Origin of the sequence: Streptomyces sp. NBC_00631, assembly GCF_045206895.1 — a bacterium.
In the GTDB taxonomy this organism is placed as follows: domain Bacteria; phylum Actinomycetota; class Actinomycetes; order Streptomycetales; family Streptomycetaceae; genus Streptomyces.
Genome location: NZ_CP107734.1, coordinates 5612169 through 5629843, shown reverse-complemented (window position 1 = coordinate 5629843; position 17675 = coordinate 5612169). Strand labels below are relative to the sequence as shown.

The 17675-nt window shown below is 70.1% G+C and carries 14 protein-coding genes and 1 tRNA gene; 7 read left to right on the top strand and 8 right to left on the bottom strand.

Annotation, left to right across the window (positions count from 1 at the left end; all coding sequences use genetic code 11):
- Positions 1–113: 113 nt before the first annotated feature.
- Positions 114–242, bottom strand: a complete 129-nt coding sequence (locus OHB00_RS25815; RefSeq protein WP_003999697.1) for a DLW-39 family protein — start codon at positions 240–242, stop codon at positions 114–116.
- 350 nt (positions 243–592) lie between these two features.
- On the opposite strand from OHB00_RS25815, the gene OHB00_RS25810 reads away from it, so the two are divergent.
- The 3 genes from OHB00_RS25810 (at position 593) to OHB00_RS25800 (ending at position 2667) form a co-directional block, all read left to right on the top strand.
- Positions 593–931 (top strand): DUF6344 domain-containing protein, encoded by a 339-nt coding sequence (locus OHB00_RS25810; protein ID WP_406437958.1) that lies wholly within the window; start codon positions 593–595, stop codon positions 929–931.
- 189 nt (positions 932–1120) lie between these two features.
- Positions 1121–1909: a GntR family transcriptional regulator gene (locus tag OHB00_RS25805; protein ID WP_406437957.1), complete on the top strand. Its 789-nt coding sequence runs from the start codon at positions 1121–1123 to the stop codon at positions 1907–1909.
- Positions 1906–2667, top strand: coding sequence for a glycosyltransferase family 2 protein (locus OHB00_RS25800; RefSeq protein WP_406437955.1), 762 nt, complete (start codon positions 1906–1908; stop codon positions 2665–2667). Before OHB00_RS25805 ends, OHB00_RS25800 begins: the two co-directional genes overlap by 4 nt.
- A 73-nt stretch (positions 2668–2740) precedes the next feature.
- Here the strand turns inward: OHB00_RS25800 and OHB00_RS25795 are convergent, their stop codons facing one another.
- Genes OHB00_RS25795 through OHB00_RS25785 form a run of 3 tightly spaced genes read right to left on the bottom strand, consistent with a single transcriptional unit; the run spans position 2741 to position 5136 of the window.
- Positions 2741–3667, bottom strand: a complete 927-nt coding sequence (locus OHB00_RS25795) for an FkbM family methyltransferase (protein WP_406437954.1) — start codon at positions 3665–3667, stop codon at positions 2741–2743.
- A gap of 3 nt (positions 3668–3670) precedes the next feature.
- On the bottom strand, positions 3671–3886 hold the full coding sequence (locus tag OHB00_RS25790; RefSeq protein WP_406437953.1) for a ferredoxin: 216 nt from the start codon (positions 3884–3886) through the stop codon (positions 3671–3673).
- Between the two features lie 38 nt (positions 3887–3924).
- Positions 3925–5136 (bottom strand): amidohydrolase family protein, encoded by a 1212-nt coding sequence (locus OHB00_RS25785; RefSeq protein ID WP_406437951.1) that lies wholly within the window; start codon positions 5134–5136, stop codon positions 3925–3927.
- Positions 5137–5350: 214 nt separating this feature from the next.
- Here OHB00_RS25785 and OHB00_RS25780 point away from each other — a divergent pair, with 214 nt between their 5' ends.
- From OHB00_RS25780 to OHB00_RS25765, 4 genes are all read left to right on the top strand, one after another.
- Entirely contained in the window at positions 5351–5800 is a 450-nt protein-coding gene (locus OHB00_RS25780) for a DoxX family protein (protein WP_406437950.1), read from the top strand.
- Between the two features lie 154 nt (positions 5801–5954).
- Complete coding sequence (locus tag OHB00_RS25775) at positions 5955–6422, top strand: hypothetical protein (protein ID WP_406437949.1); 468 nt, start codon at positions 5955–5957, stop codon at positions 6420–6422.
- Positions 6423–6796: 374 nt separating this feature from the next.
- Complete coding sequence (locus tag OHB00_RS25770) at positions 6797–10864, top strand: hypothetical protein (RefSeq protein WP_406437947.1); 4068 nt, start codon at positions 6797–6799, stop codon at positions 10862–10864.
- Between the two features lie 292 nt (positions 10865–11156).
- Positions 11157–11525, top strand: a complete 369-nt coding sequence (locus tag OHB00_RS25765) for a hypothetical protein (RefSeq protein WP_406437946.1) — start codon at positions 11157–11159, stop codon at positions 11523–11525.
- 93 nt (positions 11526–11618) lie between these two features.
- Here OHB00_RS25765 and OHB00_RS25760 read toward each other — a convergent pair.
- From OHB00_RS25760 to gyrB, 4 genes are all read right to left on the bottom strand, one after another.
- Positions 11619–11695 (bottom strand) — tRNA-Ile (locus tag OHB00_RS25760).
- A gap of 111 nt (positions 11696–11806) precedes the next feature.
- Positions 11807–12574: a DUF3566 domain-containing protein gene (locus OHB00_RS25755; RefSeq protein WP_406437945.1), complete on the bottom strand. Its 768-nt coding sequence runs from the start codon at positions 12572–12574 to the stop codon at positions 11807–11809.
- A 19-nt stretch (positions 12575–12593) separates the two neighbouring features.
- The gene (gene gyrA / locus OHB00_RS25750; RefSeq protein ID WP_406437944.1) at positions 12594–15188 is read right to left on the bottom strand and encodes a DNA gyrase subunit A; all 2595 of its coding nucleotides are present in this window, start codon (positions 15186–15188) and stop codon (positions 12594–12596) included.
- A gap of 42 nt (positions 15189–15230) precedes the next feature.
- Positions 15231–17300, bottom strand: coding sequence for a DNA topoisomerase (ATP-hydrolyzing) subunit B (gyrB, locus tag OHB00_RS25745; RefSeq protein WP_406437942.1), 2070 nt, complete (start codon positions 17298–17300; stop codon positions 15231–15233).
- Positions 17301–17675 lie beyond the last annotated feature (375 nt).

Below are 17675 nucleotides of genomic sequence, written 5' to 3'. Positions count from 1 at the left end.
ACGCCCCCGTCGCGCCACGGTCCCAGCCCCCCGGCAACGCCCCCCGGCCCCCCGGCAACGCAAAACCCCGACCGCTCGGCGGCCGGGGTCTCAGTCTCGTCTGTGGTCGGTACTCACGAACCCGTGGGCACGGAGTCAGTCGCCTCCGTCCACAGATCCTGCTCGGCGCGATCCGCCTGGATCTGGCGGTACACGAGGAGCCCGCCGATGGCGGCCAGTGCGACCAGGAGAAGCTTCTTCACCGCGCGACCTCGTCTCTTCCTTGACGTAGGGGACCTCTGGCGCCCGACTATACACACCGACCGATATCGATCGGTGACCTGGCATCCGACCCCAACTCCGGTCCGCCACAAGGCGTTGCGCGAGGTCCGGCCGCTCCGATCGGAGGGTGATCACACCTCCACGGACGGTGACTTTGCTCCGTCTCGACTCCCTTCATGGGCCTTTCTTGGGATTTTTCCCACGCCATGCACCCATCCGTGTGGTGTTCATCAGAACATCGACGCGCCACAGGCCGACGTCCCCCACTTCGGGATCCCCATACACATCATGAGGAAAGTACGCAAATCGCCCAACCCGAAAGTGAGGGGCCATGGCCCGGAACTCCAAGGTCATGACGCTGTGGACCGCCATCGTCACCGCCTTCCTCGCGCTGTGCACGGCGCTCGGATTCGTCTCCGCCACCACCGCCGCCGCGGTACCGCAGACCGAGACCCCGCGCAACAGCACCGGCGACGACCACAGCACGGACCGGGTGACGATCCCGGCACAAAGCCACTGGCTCTGGTCCCACGCAAGGTCCCTGCCGCCCACGATGAAGCAGCGCATCCGGGCCGAGGCCCACGGCAAGACCCCCAGCTGCCGCCACCGCCCCCTGGACACCGAGTCGGATAGCCCGGCCGAGCCCCCCGCGGCACCGCTGGACTGCTGAACCCGCCGGTACAGACGGCTCGGACGCAACGGCGCAAGGGCGACTTGCGTACGTACCAGCGCCTACTGCGACACAGACCCGTGACCGGGACCGATCCGGCCGCGGGTCTCCGCACGTCCGGACATGCTTCGCCCAGGGGCGAAGCGGCTCGACTCATCAACTCCTCTTGAGGAGTCGTACGCTGATCGTGTGCCCAAGGCCTACGAGGAGATCGCCGACGACCTCCGTCGCGCCATCCGTAACGGCGAGCTCAGCCCCGGCGCGCGGCTGCCCTCCGAGGCGGAGCTGGCCCGGCACCACGGCCGTAGCGTGCCCACGATCCAGAACGCGCTGCGGCTGCTGAGCGCGGAGGGCCTGATCGACAAGCGGCACGGGAGCGGCACCTTCGTGCGCCGCCCGCGCACCCGCGCGGTCCGCGACAACGAACGGCACCAGTGGGAGAAGGACCGCGCCCTGATGCCGGAGGCCACCCGGGCCAGGACCGGTGCGACCGAACGCGAGACCGGCCTGGTCATCGACGACCTGGTCTTCTTCGCCCGCTACCGCGAGCTGACCGCGCCCGCCGACCTCGCCGGCGCGTTCGGCGTGCCCGAGGGCACCGCGCTCCTGGAGCGCACCTACCGGACCCGGCACTCCGCCGAGACCGCCCCTTTCAGCCTGGTGACCTCGTACCTCGTCCGCGACATGATCGCGGCCAACCCGGATCTCCTGGACGAGACCAACGAACCCTGGCCGGGCGGCACCCAGAACCAGCTGCACACCGTCGGCATCGAGCTCGCCCGGGTCGAGGAGCGTTTCACCGCCCGCCCGCCGACGCCCGAGGAGGCCCGGGAGCTGGACCTGCCGGCCGGCACCTCGGTGATCCTGCTGCGCAAGCGGTCGTACGACATCCACGACCGGATCGTGGACATCACCGCGGTCACGCTCCCCGGCGACCGCACCGAGCTGCTCTTCACCACCCACCTGGAAAGGTGGTGAGCGCTGCCGTGACCCGGCGCATCACCGTCGTCACCGCGGTCCACTCGCCGTCGGCCCGCTTCCTGCCCGAGGCCTACAAGTCGCTGTGCGGGCAGGCCCTGCCGGACGGGTGGGAGTGGCAGTGGCTGATCCAGGAGGACGGCTACGGCGACGAGGTCGGCCCCTACGTCCCCGACGACGCGCGGGTGTCGTTCCGGCAGGGCCGCGCCGGCGGTCCCGGGGTCGCGCGCACCATCGCGCTGGCCCGGGCGGAGGGCTCGTACGTCAAGGTCCTCGACGCCGACGACCGGCTTTCACCGGGTGCCCTGGGCCGTGACCTGGCCGCGCTGGAGGCTCGCCCGGACCTCGGCTGGGCCACCTCACGGGCCCTGGACCTGCTGCCGGACGGCTCCACGGCCCACTTCCCGGGCGACCCGGAGGAGGGCCCGGTCGAACGCGGGACAGTGCTCGGCCACTGGACGGCGAACGGCTTCCGCGCCCAGGTCCACCCGGCCACCCTCTTCGTCCGCCGTGAGCTGCTGCTCGCCCTCGGCGGCTGGATGGCGCTGCCCGCCTCCGAGGACACCGGGCTGCTGCTCGCTCTCGACGCCGTGAGCCGGGGCTGGTTCTCGGCGGAGGTCGGGCTGCTGTACCGCAAGTGGGAGGGCCAGGTCACCGGCCACCCCGCCCATACCGACCCGGCGGAACGGGAGGCCCGGATGGCGGTCGTGGCGGCCCGGGCACGGGCACTGGCCGAGCTCGGCTGGCGCTACGGGTGACCTGCCCGGCCCGACCGCCCCGCTGGGCGGTGCGGCGGTCTCCCCCAGCGATACGACCGTCCTTCGGGGGCGCTCACAAGGTCGCCGCGTCCACTCGTGAGAACACCAGGTCGCTCTCCTCGGTCACCGGACGGTCCCAGCGGACCGGGACCACCGGTTCGCCGTACAGGGCGCGGGGGTAGCTGTCGGCCGCGTAACTGTTGGCGAGCCGGTAGACGTGGTAGCCGGCGTCGGTCATGGTGCGCAGCAGGTCGTCCGCACGGTCGCCGAGCTGGGCCATCCGGTCGGGGGTGACCTCGACGGTGAGCTCGGCGTCCGGGCGCAGCTTCTCCAGCAGCGGCGCGAGCCCGCGCACCACCGCGCCCTCGGCGCCCTCCACGTCGATCTTGATGACCCGCGCGGTCTCGATCTCCTCCGGCCCGAGCAGTTCGGGCAGCGGCACGGCCTCGATGTCGAAGCTGGACTCGGCCGGTCCGTCCCACGGGACGATGCTGTTGGCGCCCATGTTGCGGGAGCTGGCGAGCACGAAGGTCAGGGTGCGGTGGGCGTCGGAGACGGCGGCGTTGACCGCGCGGATGTTCCGGCAGCCGTTGAGCGCGCTCTGCTGTTCGAGGCGGCGGTGAAAGGCGGGGGAGGCCTCGACGGCCACGACCCGGCCCTGCTCCCCGACCAGCCGGGAGGCGAGGACGCTGAAGACGCCGATGTTGGCGCCGACGTCGACGAAGCAGTCCCCCGGCGCCAGCCGGCCGCGCAGCCAGCGGGTCATGTGCGGTTCCCACACCCCGAAGAGGTAGAGGTAGCGCTGGATGAGGTCCTGGGTGTCGACCGCGAACCGGTCGCCGGAGAGCGTCTCGACGACGCGCCGCCGGGGGTGGTCGCGCAGGTACGGGTTGAGCGCGCGGGCCGCGAGGGTCTTGCCCCACGGGCGGGGGAAGTCGCGGACGTAGCGGCGGCCGAGGGTGGCCAGAAGTTCGGTGAGTTCGGTGGGGGCGGTGCTCATCCGCTAGTCGGTGACCCTTCGGCCGTCGATCCGGATCGCCTGCGACGGGCAGCGCTCGGCGATGTCCCGGATCAGTTCGTCGTCGTTGCCGGGCTCCCCGGGCTCCTCGCGTCCGGGCAGGACGAAACCGTACCCGTCCTCGAAACCGAACACAGCGGGTGCCCGGAACGCACACTCACCCGACCCATAACAGACGTCGGCGTCGACGGAGACCTTCATGGAAGGTCCCCTGCCCAGCAGGGGACCCGCTGAACCGGCTACTTGAACGGCAGCTCCAGCATCCGGATGGCGTTGCCGCGCAGCAGCTTGTACGCCACCTCCGGCGCCAGGCCGCCGACATGCTCCTGGGCCACCCGCTTGGTATCCGGCCAGGTCGAGTCGACGTGCGGGTAGTCCGTCTCGAAGGTCGCGTTGTCCACGCCGATCGTCTCGATCGCCTCGATGCCGTGCCGGTCGCGGAAGAAGCAGCAGAAGATCTGCCGGTAGTAGTACGTCGAGGGCGGTTCGGGGATCAGGTCCTTCACCCCGCCCCAGGCGCGGTGCTCCTCCCAGACGTCGTCGGCGCGTTCCAGGGCGTACGGGATCCAGCCCATCTGGCCCTCGCTGTACGCGAGTTTCAGCCGGGGGAACTTCACCAGGACGCCGGAGAAGAGGAAGTCCATCATCGAGGCCATGGCGTTGTTGAAGCTGAGCGAGGCCTGGACGGCGGGCGGGGCGTCCGGGGAGGCGGCCGGCATCTGGGAGCTCGACCCGATGTGCATGTTGACGACCGTCCCGGTCTCCTCGCAGGCCGCGAAGAACGGGTCCCAGTAGCCGGAGTGGATGGACGGCAGGCCCAGGTAGGTGGGGATCTCGCTGAAGGTGACCGCCCGGACGCCCCGCTGGGCGTTGCGCCGGATCTCGGCGACGGCCAGGTCGATGTCCCACAGCGGGATCAGGCACAGCGGGATCAGCCGGCCCCCGCTGTCCCCGCACCACTCCTCGACCATCCAGTCGTTGTAGGCGCGGACACAGGCCAGCGCGACCTCCTTGTCCTCGGCCTCGGCGAAGGTCTGCCCGCAGAAGCGGGGGAAGGTGGGGAAGCAGAGGGAGGCCTCGACATGGTTGATGTCCATGTCCTTGAGCCGTTCCCTGGGGTCCCAGCAGCCGGGCCGCATCTGCTCCCGGGTGATGCCGTCGAGCGTCATCTCGTCCCGGGAGAAGCCGACGGCGGCGATGATCCGCTTGTACGGGAAGAGCAGGCCCTCGTACTCCCACCAGTCGGTGGTCTGGCCCTCGGGGTCGGTGGTGAAGCGGTACTTGCCGCCGACGTAGGCGAGTTCGCCGATGCCGGCGGTGAAGGGCTTGGGCCCCTTGTCGCGGTACTTGCCCGGCAGCCACTTCTCGAAGAGGTGAGCGGGCTCGATCACGTGGTCGTCCACGCTGATGACCCTGGGCAGATCCTGGGTGCCGGTTGCGTTCTCTGCCATGCCTACCCCCTGCTGCCTGCGGAGTTCCGAATTTATCTGACGGTCCATCAGATAAGCCGTCGGCATTAAGGCTAGGCCCAGGAGCCTGCACCAGCAAGGCCCACCACGCTCCACTCGGGCGAACCACGTGGCGCGCAGCCCCTTGCGGCACGCGCCGCCTTCCGCTGAACTGACGGTCCGTCAGGTGAGTTCGGGGATCCGGGGAGGGTGCGGGATGCGATCAGCCTTGCTGAGCGGTGCCGAATGGTTCGCGGTGCTCCGCATCGGGCTCGGTCTGTGGTGGCTGGAGAGCTGGCGGCACAAGGACAAGAAGCAGTGGTTCGGCGGTGGGGGCATCCGGTGGGCGGCCGGTGTCGCGGAGAAGCACCGCTGGCCGGTGGTCCGGCGGGGCTTCGACACCGTCGTCGCGCCGCGCCCCCGGCTGATGGCCTACGTCGTGGCGTACGCGGAGCTCGCCCTGGGCCTCGGCCTGGTCTCCGGCTTCCTCACGCCGATCGCGCTGGCGGCCGGGTTCCTGCTCAACCTGATCTACCTGGTCCTCATGATCCACGACTGGGCCGAACAGGGGCAGAACCTGATGATGGCCCTGATCTCCCTGGCCGGCCTCTTCGCGATCAGCTGGCAGAGCTGGTCGGTGGACTCGGCACTGGGCCTGTTCGGCTGACCGACAGTCCCGTCGGGGCGGGCCCCTGGAGAGCGCCCCGCAGGGGCGCGGGACTGTCTCCGATATGCGGCTGCCGCCGCGTGGGCGCGACCAGCCCCCACGTACCCGCAGCAACCCTCAGCCCCGTCACGGCGCTCCCCACAAGGAGGCACAGATGACGACCAACCCCTCGGCTGACTCCCCTTCGGCGGACACCCTGAGAAAGCTGCACTCGGCGCGCGCCCGCAGCGCGTACGAACGTGCGGTGGCCGCCTGTCGCCACGCGGGGATCGCCCCCGACGCGGCGCAGACCGTCCCGACGACTCCGGTGGGCCGGGCCGCCAACGCGCTCCGGCTGTCGGCCCAGTCCCTCACCGCCCTGGCCGGCACCGCGCCGGACCCGGCGGCGGACGCCCGCTGCGCCCGCAACGCAGCCGCCACGGCGGCACTGGCCGCACAGGTGGCCGCACAAATGGCCCGCTCCGGGGCGGCGACGGCCCTGCGCGCCGCCCTCACCGCGTCCCAGGCGGCCGCGAAGGCGGCCGGCGGCACGGCGGCGGGACAGGACACGGCTCTGAACGCGATCGCCGACGACGCGGAGGAAGGGGCGGTCGAGGCGGCACGGGCGGCGGGCTGGATGTGATCCCGTGCGGTGCGGTACCGGCACCGTGCCCCCGTGCCGTTCGGCTCCGGTCCCTCCCCACGTGGGGACCGGTGCCGAACGGCGCGGGTGGTGTCGGACCGCGCACTGAGCCCGTAGACCTGCTCGGTGTGCGGAAGCAGCTCGCGTCATACGGCCACTGCGGCGGAAGGACGCCGGTCGAAGGTGACCGAGAACGTGCGGTGCCGTGAGCTGTCTCTGCGAGTGCTGAGCTGGTCGGCCGGTCGGGGCGAGACCCGATGACTGCGTTGCTGCGGCGAAATCCTGCCAGCCGATGAGCCCGTCTGAGGAGGGCAGGACGTCCGGTCCGGAGCTTTGCCGCAGGTCAGCCGTATAAGGTGAGTTTTCCGGTCCGGATGACCAGCAGCGGGGGAAGTAAGGGGTGGAGAGCCTTGGGTCCCGATGCAGGGGCACGCACAGCCTTCGCGGAACGCCTCGCGTTGCTGTACAAGGAGGCCGGTAATCCTCCACTCAAACGCGTCGCCGAAGCGGTCGACCGACTGCATCGCGTCGATGAGCGAGGCCGTCCGGTGCGGGTCTCCGCCCAGCGGATCAGCGACTGGCGGCGGGCGAAGAACGTGCCCGCCCAGTTCGTCGCCCTCTCCGCCGTCCTGCAGGTCCTGATCCCACAGGCGCGCCGCGTCCAGCCGGCGCCGGTGTCCAGCGGGCTCTACGACATGGCCCAGTGGCAGAAACTGTGGGAGCGGGCCGTGGCCGATCCGGTCGGCGAGCTGCCCGCACCGGAGACGGCAGAGGAGACGGAACGGCCGCCATCGGTCGACAGCGTCTGCCCGTACCGTGGTCTGGCCTCCTACCGCCGCGAGGATGCCCGCTGGTTCTTCGGCCGGGAGCGCAGCACCGACGCGCTGGTCACCCAGCTCCGTTCCGCGAAGGCGGGCGGCGGCCTGGTGATGCTGGTCGGCGCCTCGGGAGCGGGAAAGTCCTCACTGCTGAACGCCGGCCTGGTCACCGCGCTGCAGAGCGGCGCCCTGGACGACGACAAGGCCCGCCCACGGCACATCCTGCAACTCGTCCCGGGCGCGGACCCGGTGAAGGAGCTGACCCGCCGAATACCCGACCTGGCCGAACTGGCGGACCTGGACGATCCGGACGCCGTACGGAAAGCGATCACGTCCTGGGCCCGCCGCGAGACCGAGTCCGGGTCAGCCGTCGGTGGTCCAGCCGATGTTTCACGTGAAACATGGCCGCCTTCGGGTCCCGAGCCAGCCCGTCCGGTCGTGATCGTCGACCAGTTCGAGGAGACCTTCACCCTCGATACCGACGAGACGGACCGGCGCACCTTCGTCCAGCTCCTGCACTCGGCCAGCACTCCCGCCGCCCCCGGCGAGCCGGCCCCCGCCCTGGTCGTACTCGGCATCCGGGCCGACTTCTACGAGCAGTGCCTCGGCTATCCGGAGCTGGCCGACGCGCTCCAGCACCGGCACATGGTGCTCGGCCCGCTGTCCACCACCGAACTGCGTGAGGCCGTGACCGGCCCGGCGAAGGCGGTGGGCCTGGAGCTGGAGCCCGGCCTCGCCGAGCTGATCGTCCGGGAGGTGAGCGCGGACGGTCCACGCGGCGCCCATGACGCGGGCGTCCTCCCGCTCCTGTCCCATGCCCTTCTCGCCACCTGGCAGCGCCGCAAGGCCGGCCGGCTGACGCTGGCCGGCTATCGGGCCGCCGGAGGCATCCAGGGCGCCGTAGCCGCGACCGCCGAGCGCGCCTGGTCCAGCCTGGACCCGGCCGCCCGCGGGGCCGCCCGGCTGCTGCTGCTCCGCCTGGTACGGCTCGGCGAGGACACCCAGGCGACCCGCAGGCGCGGCACACGGCGCCAGCTGGCCGCCGAGTCCACCGACCCGGACAAGACGGAGGAGTCGCTCGAAACGCTGGTCCGGGCCCGACTGGTGACGCTGGACGCGGACACCGTGGAGATCACCCACGAGGCGCTGCTGCACGCCTGGCCCCGGCTGCGCGAGTGGCTCGACGAGGACCGCAAGGGCAATCTGCTGCGCCAGCGCCTGGAGGAGGACGGCCGGGCCTGGGACGAGTCGTCCAAGGACTCCGCGCTGCTCTACCGGGGTTCGCGACTGGAACAGGCCCACGCCTGGGCGAAGTCGGCCGGTGACACCTCCCTGACCCGCAGCGCGGTGGAGTTCCTGGCAGCCTCGGTGCGGCTGCGCCGGCGCACGGTGTGGATCAGCCGGGCCGCCGTGTCGGCGCTGGTCGTGCTCGCGGTGCTGGCGGCCGGCTCCGCCGTGATCGCCCGGCAGCAGCGGGACGACGCGGTGTTCGAGCGGGTGGTCGCGGAGGCCGACCGATTCCAGTACTCGGACCCGTCACTGTCCGCCCAGCTCGACTTGGTGGCCCACGACCTGCGCCCGGACGACGAGGGTGCCGGCAACCGCCTGATCTCCATCGTCAACGCCCCGCTGGCCACCCCGCTGCTCGGCCACACCGGCGCCGTCTACCTCACCACCTTCAGCCCCGACGGCAGGACCCTGGCCACGGCCGCCTACGACCGCACGGTCCGGCTGTGGGACGTGAGCGACCCGACCCGGCCGAAGGCCCTGGGCAAGCCCCTGCTCGGCCACACGAGCTGGGTCTCCAGCGCGGTCTTCAGCCCGGACGGCAAGACCCTGGCCAGCGCCGGCGACGACGGCACCGTACGGCTGTGGGACGTCTCCGACCCGAGGCACCCCGTCTCCCTGGGCTCCCCGCTGGCCGGCCACGACGGCACCGTCTACCTGGTCGCGTTCAGCCCGGACGGCCGTACCCTGGCCGCCGCCGACGAGGACCACACCGTCCGCCTGTGGGACGTGCACGACCCGCGCCACCCCGCTTCGCTGGGCACCCTCACCGGCCACACCGAGGCCGTGCGCTCCATCGCGTTCAGCCCCGACGGCCGCACCCTCGCGGCCGGCAGCGACGACAACTCGATCCTCCTGTACGACGTCTCCGACCCCCGGCACCCCGAGCGCGTCGGCGCTGCGCTGACCGGGCACACCGCGACCGTGCACTCGGTGGCCTTCAGCCCGGACGGCCGCACCCTGGCCAGCGGCAGCAAGGACGACACCGTACGGCTGTGGGACGTCACGGACCGGGCGCACGCCAAGGCGCTCGGCGGGCCGCTCACCGGCCACACCGGACCCGTCTGGTCGGTGGCCTTCAGCCCCGACGGATCCATGCTCGCCGCGGGCAGCGCGGACTCCACGGCCAGCCTGTGGAACGTCGGCAACCCGGCCTTCCCCTCCCAGGTCGGCGAGCCGCTCGCAGGCAGCAGCGGCGAGATGTACGCCGTCGGCTGGAGCCCCGACGGGCACACCCTCGCCACCGGCAGCGGTGACGGCAAGGTGCGGCTGTGGTCGATCCCGGGTGCGGACATGATCGGTGCGGCGGGGGCGTTCAGCCCGGACGGCCGCGTCCTGGCCACCGGGGGCGGCGACAGCAGGATGCGGCTGTGGAACATCACCGATCCGGGCCGGCCCACCGCGCTCGGCGAACCGTTCCGCACAGGTTCAAGGGACCTGCGCTCGATGGTGTTCACCCGGGACGACCGCACCCTCGTCATCCTCACCGGCGAGAACAACATCAACTGGGTGCAGCTGTGGAACGTCTCCGACCCCGCGCACCCCGCCCAGTACGGTGCTCCGGTCCGGCTGAACACCCGGTACGCGGGCGCCGAGGCGCTGGCGCTGAGCCCCGACGGACGCACCGTGGCCGCCGACTACGACGACCGCACCGTGCAACTCCTCGACATCAGCGACCCCGCGCACCCCAGGCGCCTCGGCGAGCCCCTCAAGGGCCACACCGGTTACGTCAACGCGCTCGTCTTCAGCCCGGACGGCAGGACCCTGGCCAGCGGCAGCGCGGACGGCACGGTCCGCCTCTGGAACGTCTCCGACCGGACTCGTGCCAGGCCGCTGGGCGCCCCCCTCAAGGGCCATCTCGGCCCCATCAACACCCTCGCCTACAGCCCCGACGGGCACGCCCTGGCCAGCGGCAGCGACGACGACACGGTCCGCCTGTGGAACGTCTCCGACCCCGCGCACGCGACCCGGCTGGGCGCGGTCCTCACCGGCCACACCGAGGCGGTCGTCTCCCTGACCTTCAGCCGGGACGGCAGGACCCTGGCCAGCGGAGGCAACGACAACACGGTCCGCCTGTGGAACGTGGCGTCCCCCTCCTCGGCGCATCCGATCGGCCAGTCGATGAGCCCCAACGCCAAGACGGGCAACTTCCTCTCCTTCAGCCCGCGCAGCAACATGCTGGGTGTCTCCAGCGGCTCCGACACGGTCCGGCTGTGGAGCCTGGACGCCGACCACGCGGTCGACCGCATCTGCTCGGTCACCCGCAACGTCCTGACACCCGCCAAGTGGCGCGAGTACCTCCCCCGGCTCGCCTACGACCCGCCCTGCGACGCCTGATCCACCCCACCCCTGACCGCCTTTGAGTGATCCCGATCACAACTGCTCACGACGGCCGAGAAGTTGACTCCCGTCGCACAGGCCACCTTGTTAGTCTGACCACGACCCGGTCGCTGGTGCATCCCCCGTCGCCAGCGACCGGGTCTTTTCATGTCCGCGGCCGCGCCGCCGTCCGCCGCAGTGAACAGTGCCGTCACCCGGACAGATCTTCCAGCAAGCAGCTGGTCACCAGGTCGCACACGATTCTCTTGCAGTCACGACACGCCAACCGCCCCACTGCGAGGGAGTCACCATGTCCCGCATGCCCAGGATCGCCGCTGTCGGTGCCGCCGTCGGCGTCGTACTCGCCGCGAGTGCCGGAGCCACAGCCGCCGGAGAGGGCGGGGGCGGCTTCACCACGCAGCAGGTCGAGGGACCCGCCGTCCTGGTGGCGCCGAACTCGTTCGGCAGCGCTGACGCCACCTGCCCGCGCGGAACCACCCTCACCGGCGGCGGCTTCGGAACGGTCAGCCCAGATCTGGTGATGACCGGCTCCTATGCCGCGGGGCCGGACGGCCTGCCGCCGAACGCGTGGCGGGCAGTTGCCGTCAACAAAGGCCAGACCGGCCAGAGGCTCACCGCTTTTGCCATCTGCGCCACTCTCAAGGACCCACACAAGTGATCCCCCTCGCGGCCTGCAGTCCCGCCGGCGCCGGCTGATGTCGGCCGTTGATGCCAGAAGGCCCCCAGCCGAATCGACTGGGGGCCTTCGTGCTGGTGGGGCTAACAGGATTTGAACCTGTGGCCTCATCCTTATCAGGGATGCGCTCTAACCAACTGAGCTATAGCCCCGCCGCGCTCTGCGGTGTGTGTGCCGCGCGCTGACTCCTGAAGATTAGCGCACGACCGGGGCAGTCCCAAAATCGGTTGTCGGGGGATCGTCAGGAGAGGTTTGAGCCCCGGTCACTCGTCCTCGGCCAAGGTCAGCTCGATGCCGCCGACGAAGCCCGCGGAGAGGTTGTAGATGAACGCGCCGAGGGTCGCCAGCGCCGTCGCGAGGACGACGTCGATGACCGCGATGATCGACGTGAACATCAGGACGTGCGGCAGGGAGAGGAACGACTGGAGGTCGAAGCCATTGGACTCGTTCGAACCGGTGGCCTCCGAGATCGTGCCGCCGACCGTCGAGAACACGCCCATCGCGTCCAGGACCATCCACAGCACCGCCGCCGCCACGATCGAGCAGATGCCCAGCGCGATGGAGAGCAGGAAGCTGACCTTCATCACCGACCAGGGGTCGGCCTTGGCGACCCGCAGCCGGGCCTTGCGGGTGCGCGGCGCGGTGCGCGTCCCGGCGCCGGTGCGGGGCCGTCGTACGCCTGCCGCGGGGGGCGCCTGTGCGGCCTGCGCCGCCGGGTAGGCCTGCGGCGGGTGGTAGGGCCCGGAGGGCTGCTCGGCGTGCCGTTCCCCGGGCAGCGGGGAAGCGCTCTGCGGCTGCGCGGGCGCCGGCCGGTCGCCCGGTGCGGCCTGCCCTCGGGTGTCGGTCACAGATCCCCCCTGCGATCCCTTCGCATCCGGCGCGGGCGCCTTGATCGCCTTCAGCTGGGTCGTGTGCGTGTCCGCCTGCTGCGGCGCACCGCCCCCGTCGGACGCGGCGGAGCCACGGCCGCCGCCGTCCGCATCCGTACCCGTAGAGGTACCGGCCGATCCGGCGCCCGTGGCTCCGCTCACGATGACTCACTCCTCGTGCCTACTCGGCCGAGGGCGCCTCACCCTCGTCCGTGCCGCTGGTCGCGACACCCTCGACGGTCTCGTCCACGGCGTCCTCGCCGTCGACTTCCTCCGCCTCGCTGCCGGCCTCGGCGTTACGTGCGATGCCGACGACGGCATCGCGCTTGCCCAGGTTGATCAGTTGGACGCCCATGGTGTCACGGCCCGTCTCCCTGACCCCGCTGACTCGCGTACGAATCACACCGCCGGACAGGGTGATGGCGAGGATCTCGTCGTTCTCCTCGACGATCAGCGCGCCGACGAGCGAGCCACGGTCTTCCACGATCTTGGCGGCCTTGATACCGAGGCCGCCGCGGCCCTGGACGCGGTACTCGTCGACACGGGTCCGCTTCGCGTACCCCCCGTCGGTGGCAGTGAACACGAACGTACCGGGTCGAACAACATTCATCGACAGAAGTTCATCCGCCTCACGGAAACTCATGCCCTTGACACCCGAGGTGGCCCGGCCCATGGGACGCAGAGTGTCGTCGGAGGCGGTGAACCTGATCGACTGTGCCTTCTTGCTGATCAGAAGCAGATCATCGTCTGCCGAAACCAGCTCGGCACCGATCAGTTCGTCGTCGGAACCGTCCTCGCGCTCCCGCAGGTTGATCGCGATGACACCGCCGGAGCGGGGCGAATCGTAATCCTTCAGAGGCGTCTTCTTGACCAGACCGGCCTTGGTGGCCAGCACCAGGTAGGGCGCCGCGTCATAGTCCCGGATCGCGAGGATCTCGGCGATCGCCTCGTCCGGCTGGAAGGCCAGCAGGTTCGCCACGTGCTGACCGCGCGCGTCCCGGCCGGCGTCCGGCAGCTCGTACGCCTTCGCCCGGTACACCCGGCCCTTGTTGGTGAAGAACAGCAGCCAGTGGTGCGTGGTGGAGACGAAGAAGTGGTCGACGATGTCGTCTTCCTTCAGCTTCGCGCCCCGCACACCCTTGCCGCCGCGCTTCTGCGCCCGGTAGTCGTACGTCTTGGTCCGCTTGACGTAGCCACCGCGCGTGACGGTGACCACGATGTCCTCCTCGGCGATCAGGTCCTCGATGGACATGTCACCGTCGTAGGGCACCAGCATGGTCTTGCGGTCGTCGCCGTACTTCTCGACGATCGCGGCCAGTTCCTCGCTGACGATGCCGCGCTGCCGCACCGGCGAGGCGAGGATCGCGTTGTACTCGGTGATCTTCGCCTGGAGTTCGTCGTGCTCCTGGATGATCTTCCGGCGCTCCAGAGCGGCCAGCCGCCGCAGCTGCATCTCCAGGATGGCGTTGGCCTGGATCTCGTCGATCTCCAGGAGCTCCATCAGGCCCGTACGCGCGATCTCGACCGTGTCACTGGCCCGGATCAGCGCGATGACCTCGTCGATCGCGTCCAGCGCCTTCAGCAGACCGCGCAGGATGTGCGCCCGCTCCTCGGCCTTGCGCAGCCGGAAGCGCGTCCGCCGGACGACGACCTCGATCTGGTGCGTCACCCAGTGCCGGATGAACGCGTCCAGCGACAGGGTGCGCGGCACGCCGTCGACCAGCGCCAGCATGTTGGCGCCGAAGTTCGTCTGCAGGTCGGTGTGCTTGTACAGGTTGTTCAGGACGACCTTGGCGACCGCGTCCCGCTTCAGCACGATGACCAGACGCTGGCCCGTACGCGACGACGTCTCGTCCCGCACGTCCGCGATGCCGCCGACCTTGCCGTCCTTCACCAGGTCGGCGATCTTCTGCGCGAGGTTGTCGGGGTTCACCTGGTACGGCAGCTCCGTCACCACCAGGCACTGGCGGTTCTGGATCTCCTCGACCTCGACGACGGCACGCATGGTGATCGAGCCGCGGCCCGTGCGGTAGGCCTCCTCGATGCCCTTGCGGCCGACGACCAGCGCCCCGGTCGGGAAGTCGGGGCCCTTGATCCGCTCGATCAGCGCGTCCAGGAGCTCCTCGTGCGAGGCCTCCGGGTTCTCCAGGCACCACTGGGCGCCGGCCGCGACCTCGCGCAGGTTGTGCGGCGGGATGTTGGTCGCCATGCCGACCGCGATCCCGGCCGAGCCGTTGATCAGCAGGTTCGGGAAACGGGCCGGCAGGACGGTCGGCTCCTGGGAGCGGCCGTCGTAGTTGTCCGTGAAGTCGACGGTCTCCTCGTCGATGTCGCGGACCATCTCCATCGACAGCGGCGCCATCTTGCACTCGGTGTACCGCATGGCGGCCGCGGGGTCGTTGCCCGGGGAGCCGAAGTTGCCGTTGGAGTCGACGAGCGGCATCCGCATCGACCAGGGCTGGGCGAGCCGGACCAGGGCGTCGTAGATGGAGGAGTCGCCGTGCGGGTGGTAGTTGCCCATGACGTCGCCGACGACACGGGCGCACTTGTAGAAGCCGCGCTCGGGGCGGTAGCCGCCGTCGTACATCGCGTACAGCACCCGGCGGTGGACGGGCTTGAGACCGTCACGGACGTCGGGCAGCGCGCGGGACACGATGACGGACATCGCGTAGTCGAGGTACGAGCGCTGCATCTCCGTTTCGAGCCCGACGGGCTCGATACGCATCACGACGTCGCCGCCCTCTTCAGGGGTGACGGGGGTGTTCTCGTCGGCCATAGCTGGTGAGGATCCTTCCTGGTGCGGTCAGCTGAGACCGACTCAGATGTCGAGGAAGCGGACGTCCTTGGCGTTGCGCTGGATGAACTGGCGGCGGGCCTCGACGTCCTCGCCCATCAGGACCGAGAACAGGTCGTCGGCCTGGGCGGCGTCATCGAGGGTGACCTGGCCGAGGACCCGGTGGTCGACGTCCATGGTGGTCACGCGCAGCTCCTCGGCGTTCATCTCGCCGAGACCCTTGAAGCGCTGGATCGAGTCCTCCCTGACGCGCTTGCCGCGCTGACGGCCGAGCTCCAGCAGCGCGTCGCGCTCACGGTCGGAGTACGCGTACTCGACCTCGTCCCGGCCCCACTTGATCTTGTAGAGCGGCGGACGCGACAGGTACACGTGCCCCTGCTCCACCAGGTCGCGCATGAAACGGAACAGGAACGTCAGCAGCAGGGTGTTGATGTGCTGGCCGTCGACGTCGGCGTCCGCCATCAGGATGATCTTGTGATAGCGGAGCTTCTCGATGTCGAAGTCCTCGTGCACGCCCGTGCCGAACGCCGAGATCAGCGCCTGGATCTCCTGGTTCTGCAGGATCTTGTCGATCCGCGCCTTCTCGACGTTGAGGATCTTGCCGCGGATCGGGAGGATCGCCTGGTACTGCGGGTTGCGGCCGGACTTGGCCGAGCCGCCGGCGGAGTCACCCTCGACGATGAAGATCTCGCACTTGGTGGGGTCGTTCGACTGGCAGTCGGAGAGCTTGCCCGGCAGGGACGCCGACTCAAGCAGGCCCTTGCGGCGGGTCAGGTCACGGGCCTTGCGGGCCGCCACGCGCGCGGTGGCCGCCTGGATGCCCTTGCGGATGATGTCCGCCGCCTCGACCGGGTTGCGGTCCAGCCAGTCGTTCAGGTGCTCGTAGACCGCCTTCTGCACGAAGGTCTTGGCCTCCGTGTTGCCCAGCTTGGTCTTCGTCTGACCCTCGAACTGCGGCTCGCTCAGCTTGACCGAGATGATCGCGGTCAGACCCTCGCGGATGTCGTCACCGGTGAGGTTGTCGTCCTTCTCGCGGAGCAGCTTCTTGTCCCGCGCGTACTTGTTGATCAACGAGGTGAGCGCCGCGCGGAAGCCCTCCTCGTGGGTGCCGCCCTCGTGGGTGTGGATGATGTTGGCGAACGAGTACACGCCCTCGCTGTAGCCGCTGTTCCACTGCATGGCGACCTCAAGGGACAGGCTCTTGTCCCTGTCCTCGGCCTCCAGGTCGATGATCGTGGGGTGCACCACGTCTCCCTTGCGGGAGTTGAGGTACTTCACGTAGTCGACGATGCCGCCCTCGTAGTGGTACGTGACGGTCTTGACCTCGGCCTTCTCGTCGGCACCCGCCTCGTCCGCGCCGGCCACGGCCTTCGCCTGCTCGCGCTCGTCGGTGAGCCGGATCGTCAGGCCCTTGTTGAGGAACGCCATCTCCTGGAAGCGCCGCGACAGCGTCTCGAAGGAGTACTCGGTGGTCTCGAAGATGTCCGGGTCGGCCCAGAACGTGACCGAGGTACCGGTCTCGCCGGTCTCCTCGTGTTTGGCCAGCGGCGCCGTGGGGACGCCCAGCTTGTAGTCCTGCGTCCAGCGGTGGCCGTCGGTCTTGATCTCGACGGACACCTTGGTCGACAGGGCGTTCACGACGGAGACGCCGACGCCGTGCAGACCGCCGGAGACCGCGTAACCGCCACCGCCGAACTTGCCGCCCGCGTGCAGCACGGTCAGCACGACCTCGACGGCCGGCTTGCCCTCGGACGCCACGATGCCCACGGGGATGCCACGGCCGTTGTCGACGACGCGCACGCCGCCGTCGGCCAGGATCGTCACGTCGATCGTGTCCGCGTGGCCCGCCAGGGCCTCGTCGACAGAGTTGTCCACAACCTCCTGCACCAGGTGGTGCAGGCCACGCTCGCCGGTCGAACCGATGTACATACCGGGTCGCTTGCGGACCGCGTCCAGCCCTTCGAGCACGGTGATGGCACTGGCGTCGTACGAAGCGGAGGCGGTGGCCTCACCGTGCGCGCCGGCGTCGGTGGACGGGATGTTCTCGTTGGGGTTGCCGGAATCGGCCACGAAGCGCCCTTTCTGGCACAGCACGAGCCAGGCTCGTCGGCGGGTTGCCGGAGCGGCTGCGGCATGTTGCGTTGGTAAGCCTTGATCAGCGTTGCTCAGCTTTTCCCGGACGGTCCCCACGGTCGGGGCGGGATTGGCTCCCAGTCTACCGGTAGCGCCGACAGTGATGGGGGTTTGCCGGTACCTGAGTCCGCATGTGCCGCCCTGAACCGGCCTGTGCCGACTCCCGATATGCGGATGGGGGCTCCAAGAGGCTCACGGAGGCACTCAGCGCTTCCGGCTGTCAACCCTTGGCTACTCCGGGGTCAGGTCGCGATTCGCAGCCGCGTGCGGTCGTACGACGATCAGCCGGGCCGGCCGTACAACGGCACCGCACCCGGCTGCGATCGTGACGCAAGT

What these genes read in the sequence shown, in the direction of transcription:
- OHB00_RS25810 (WP_406437958.1), top strand. Translation starts at nt 593, where the DNA reads ATGGCCCGGAACTCCAAGGTCATGACGCTGTGGACCGCCATCGTCACC.
- OHB00_RS25785 (WP_406437951.1), bottom strand. Translation starts at nt 5,136, where the DNA reads ATGGCAGAGAACGCAACCGGCACCCAGGATCTGCCCAGGGTCATCAGC.
- OHB00_RS25790 (WP_406437953.1), bottom strand. Translation starts at nt 3,886, where the DNA reads ATGAAGGTCTCCGTCGACGCCGACGTCTGTTATGGGTCGGGTGAGTGT.
- OHB00_RS25780 (WP_406437950.1), top strand. Translation starts at nt 5,351, where the DNA reads ATGCGATCAGCCTTGCTGAGCGGTGCCGAATGGTTCGCGGTGCTCCGC.
- OHB00_RS25770 (WP_406437947.1), top strand. Translation starts at nt 6,797, where the DNA reads ATGACCAGCAGCGGGGGAAGTAAGGGGTGGAGAGCCTTGGGTCCCGAT.
- OHB00_RS25795 (WP_406437954.1), bottom strand. Translation starts at nt 3,667, where the DNA reads ATGAGCACCGCCCCCACCGAACTCACCGAACTTCTGGCCACCCTCGGC.
- gyrA (WP_406437944.1), bottom strand. Translation starts at nt 15,188, where the DNA reads ATGGCCGACGAGAACACCCCCGTCACCCCTGAAGAGGGCGGCGACGTC.
- OHB00_RS25765 (WP_406437946.1), top strand. Translation starts at nt 11,157, where the DNA reads ATGTCCCGCATGCCCAGGATCGCCGCTGTCGGTGCCGCCGTCGGCGTC.
- OHB00_RS25775 (WP_406437949.1), top strand. Translation starts at nt 5,955, where the DNA reads ATGACGACCAACCCCTCGGCTGACTCCCCTTCGGCGGACACCCTGAGA.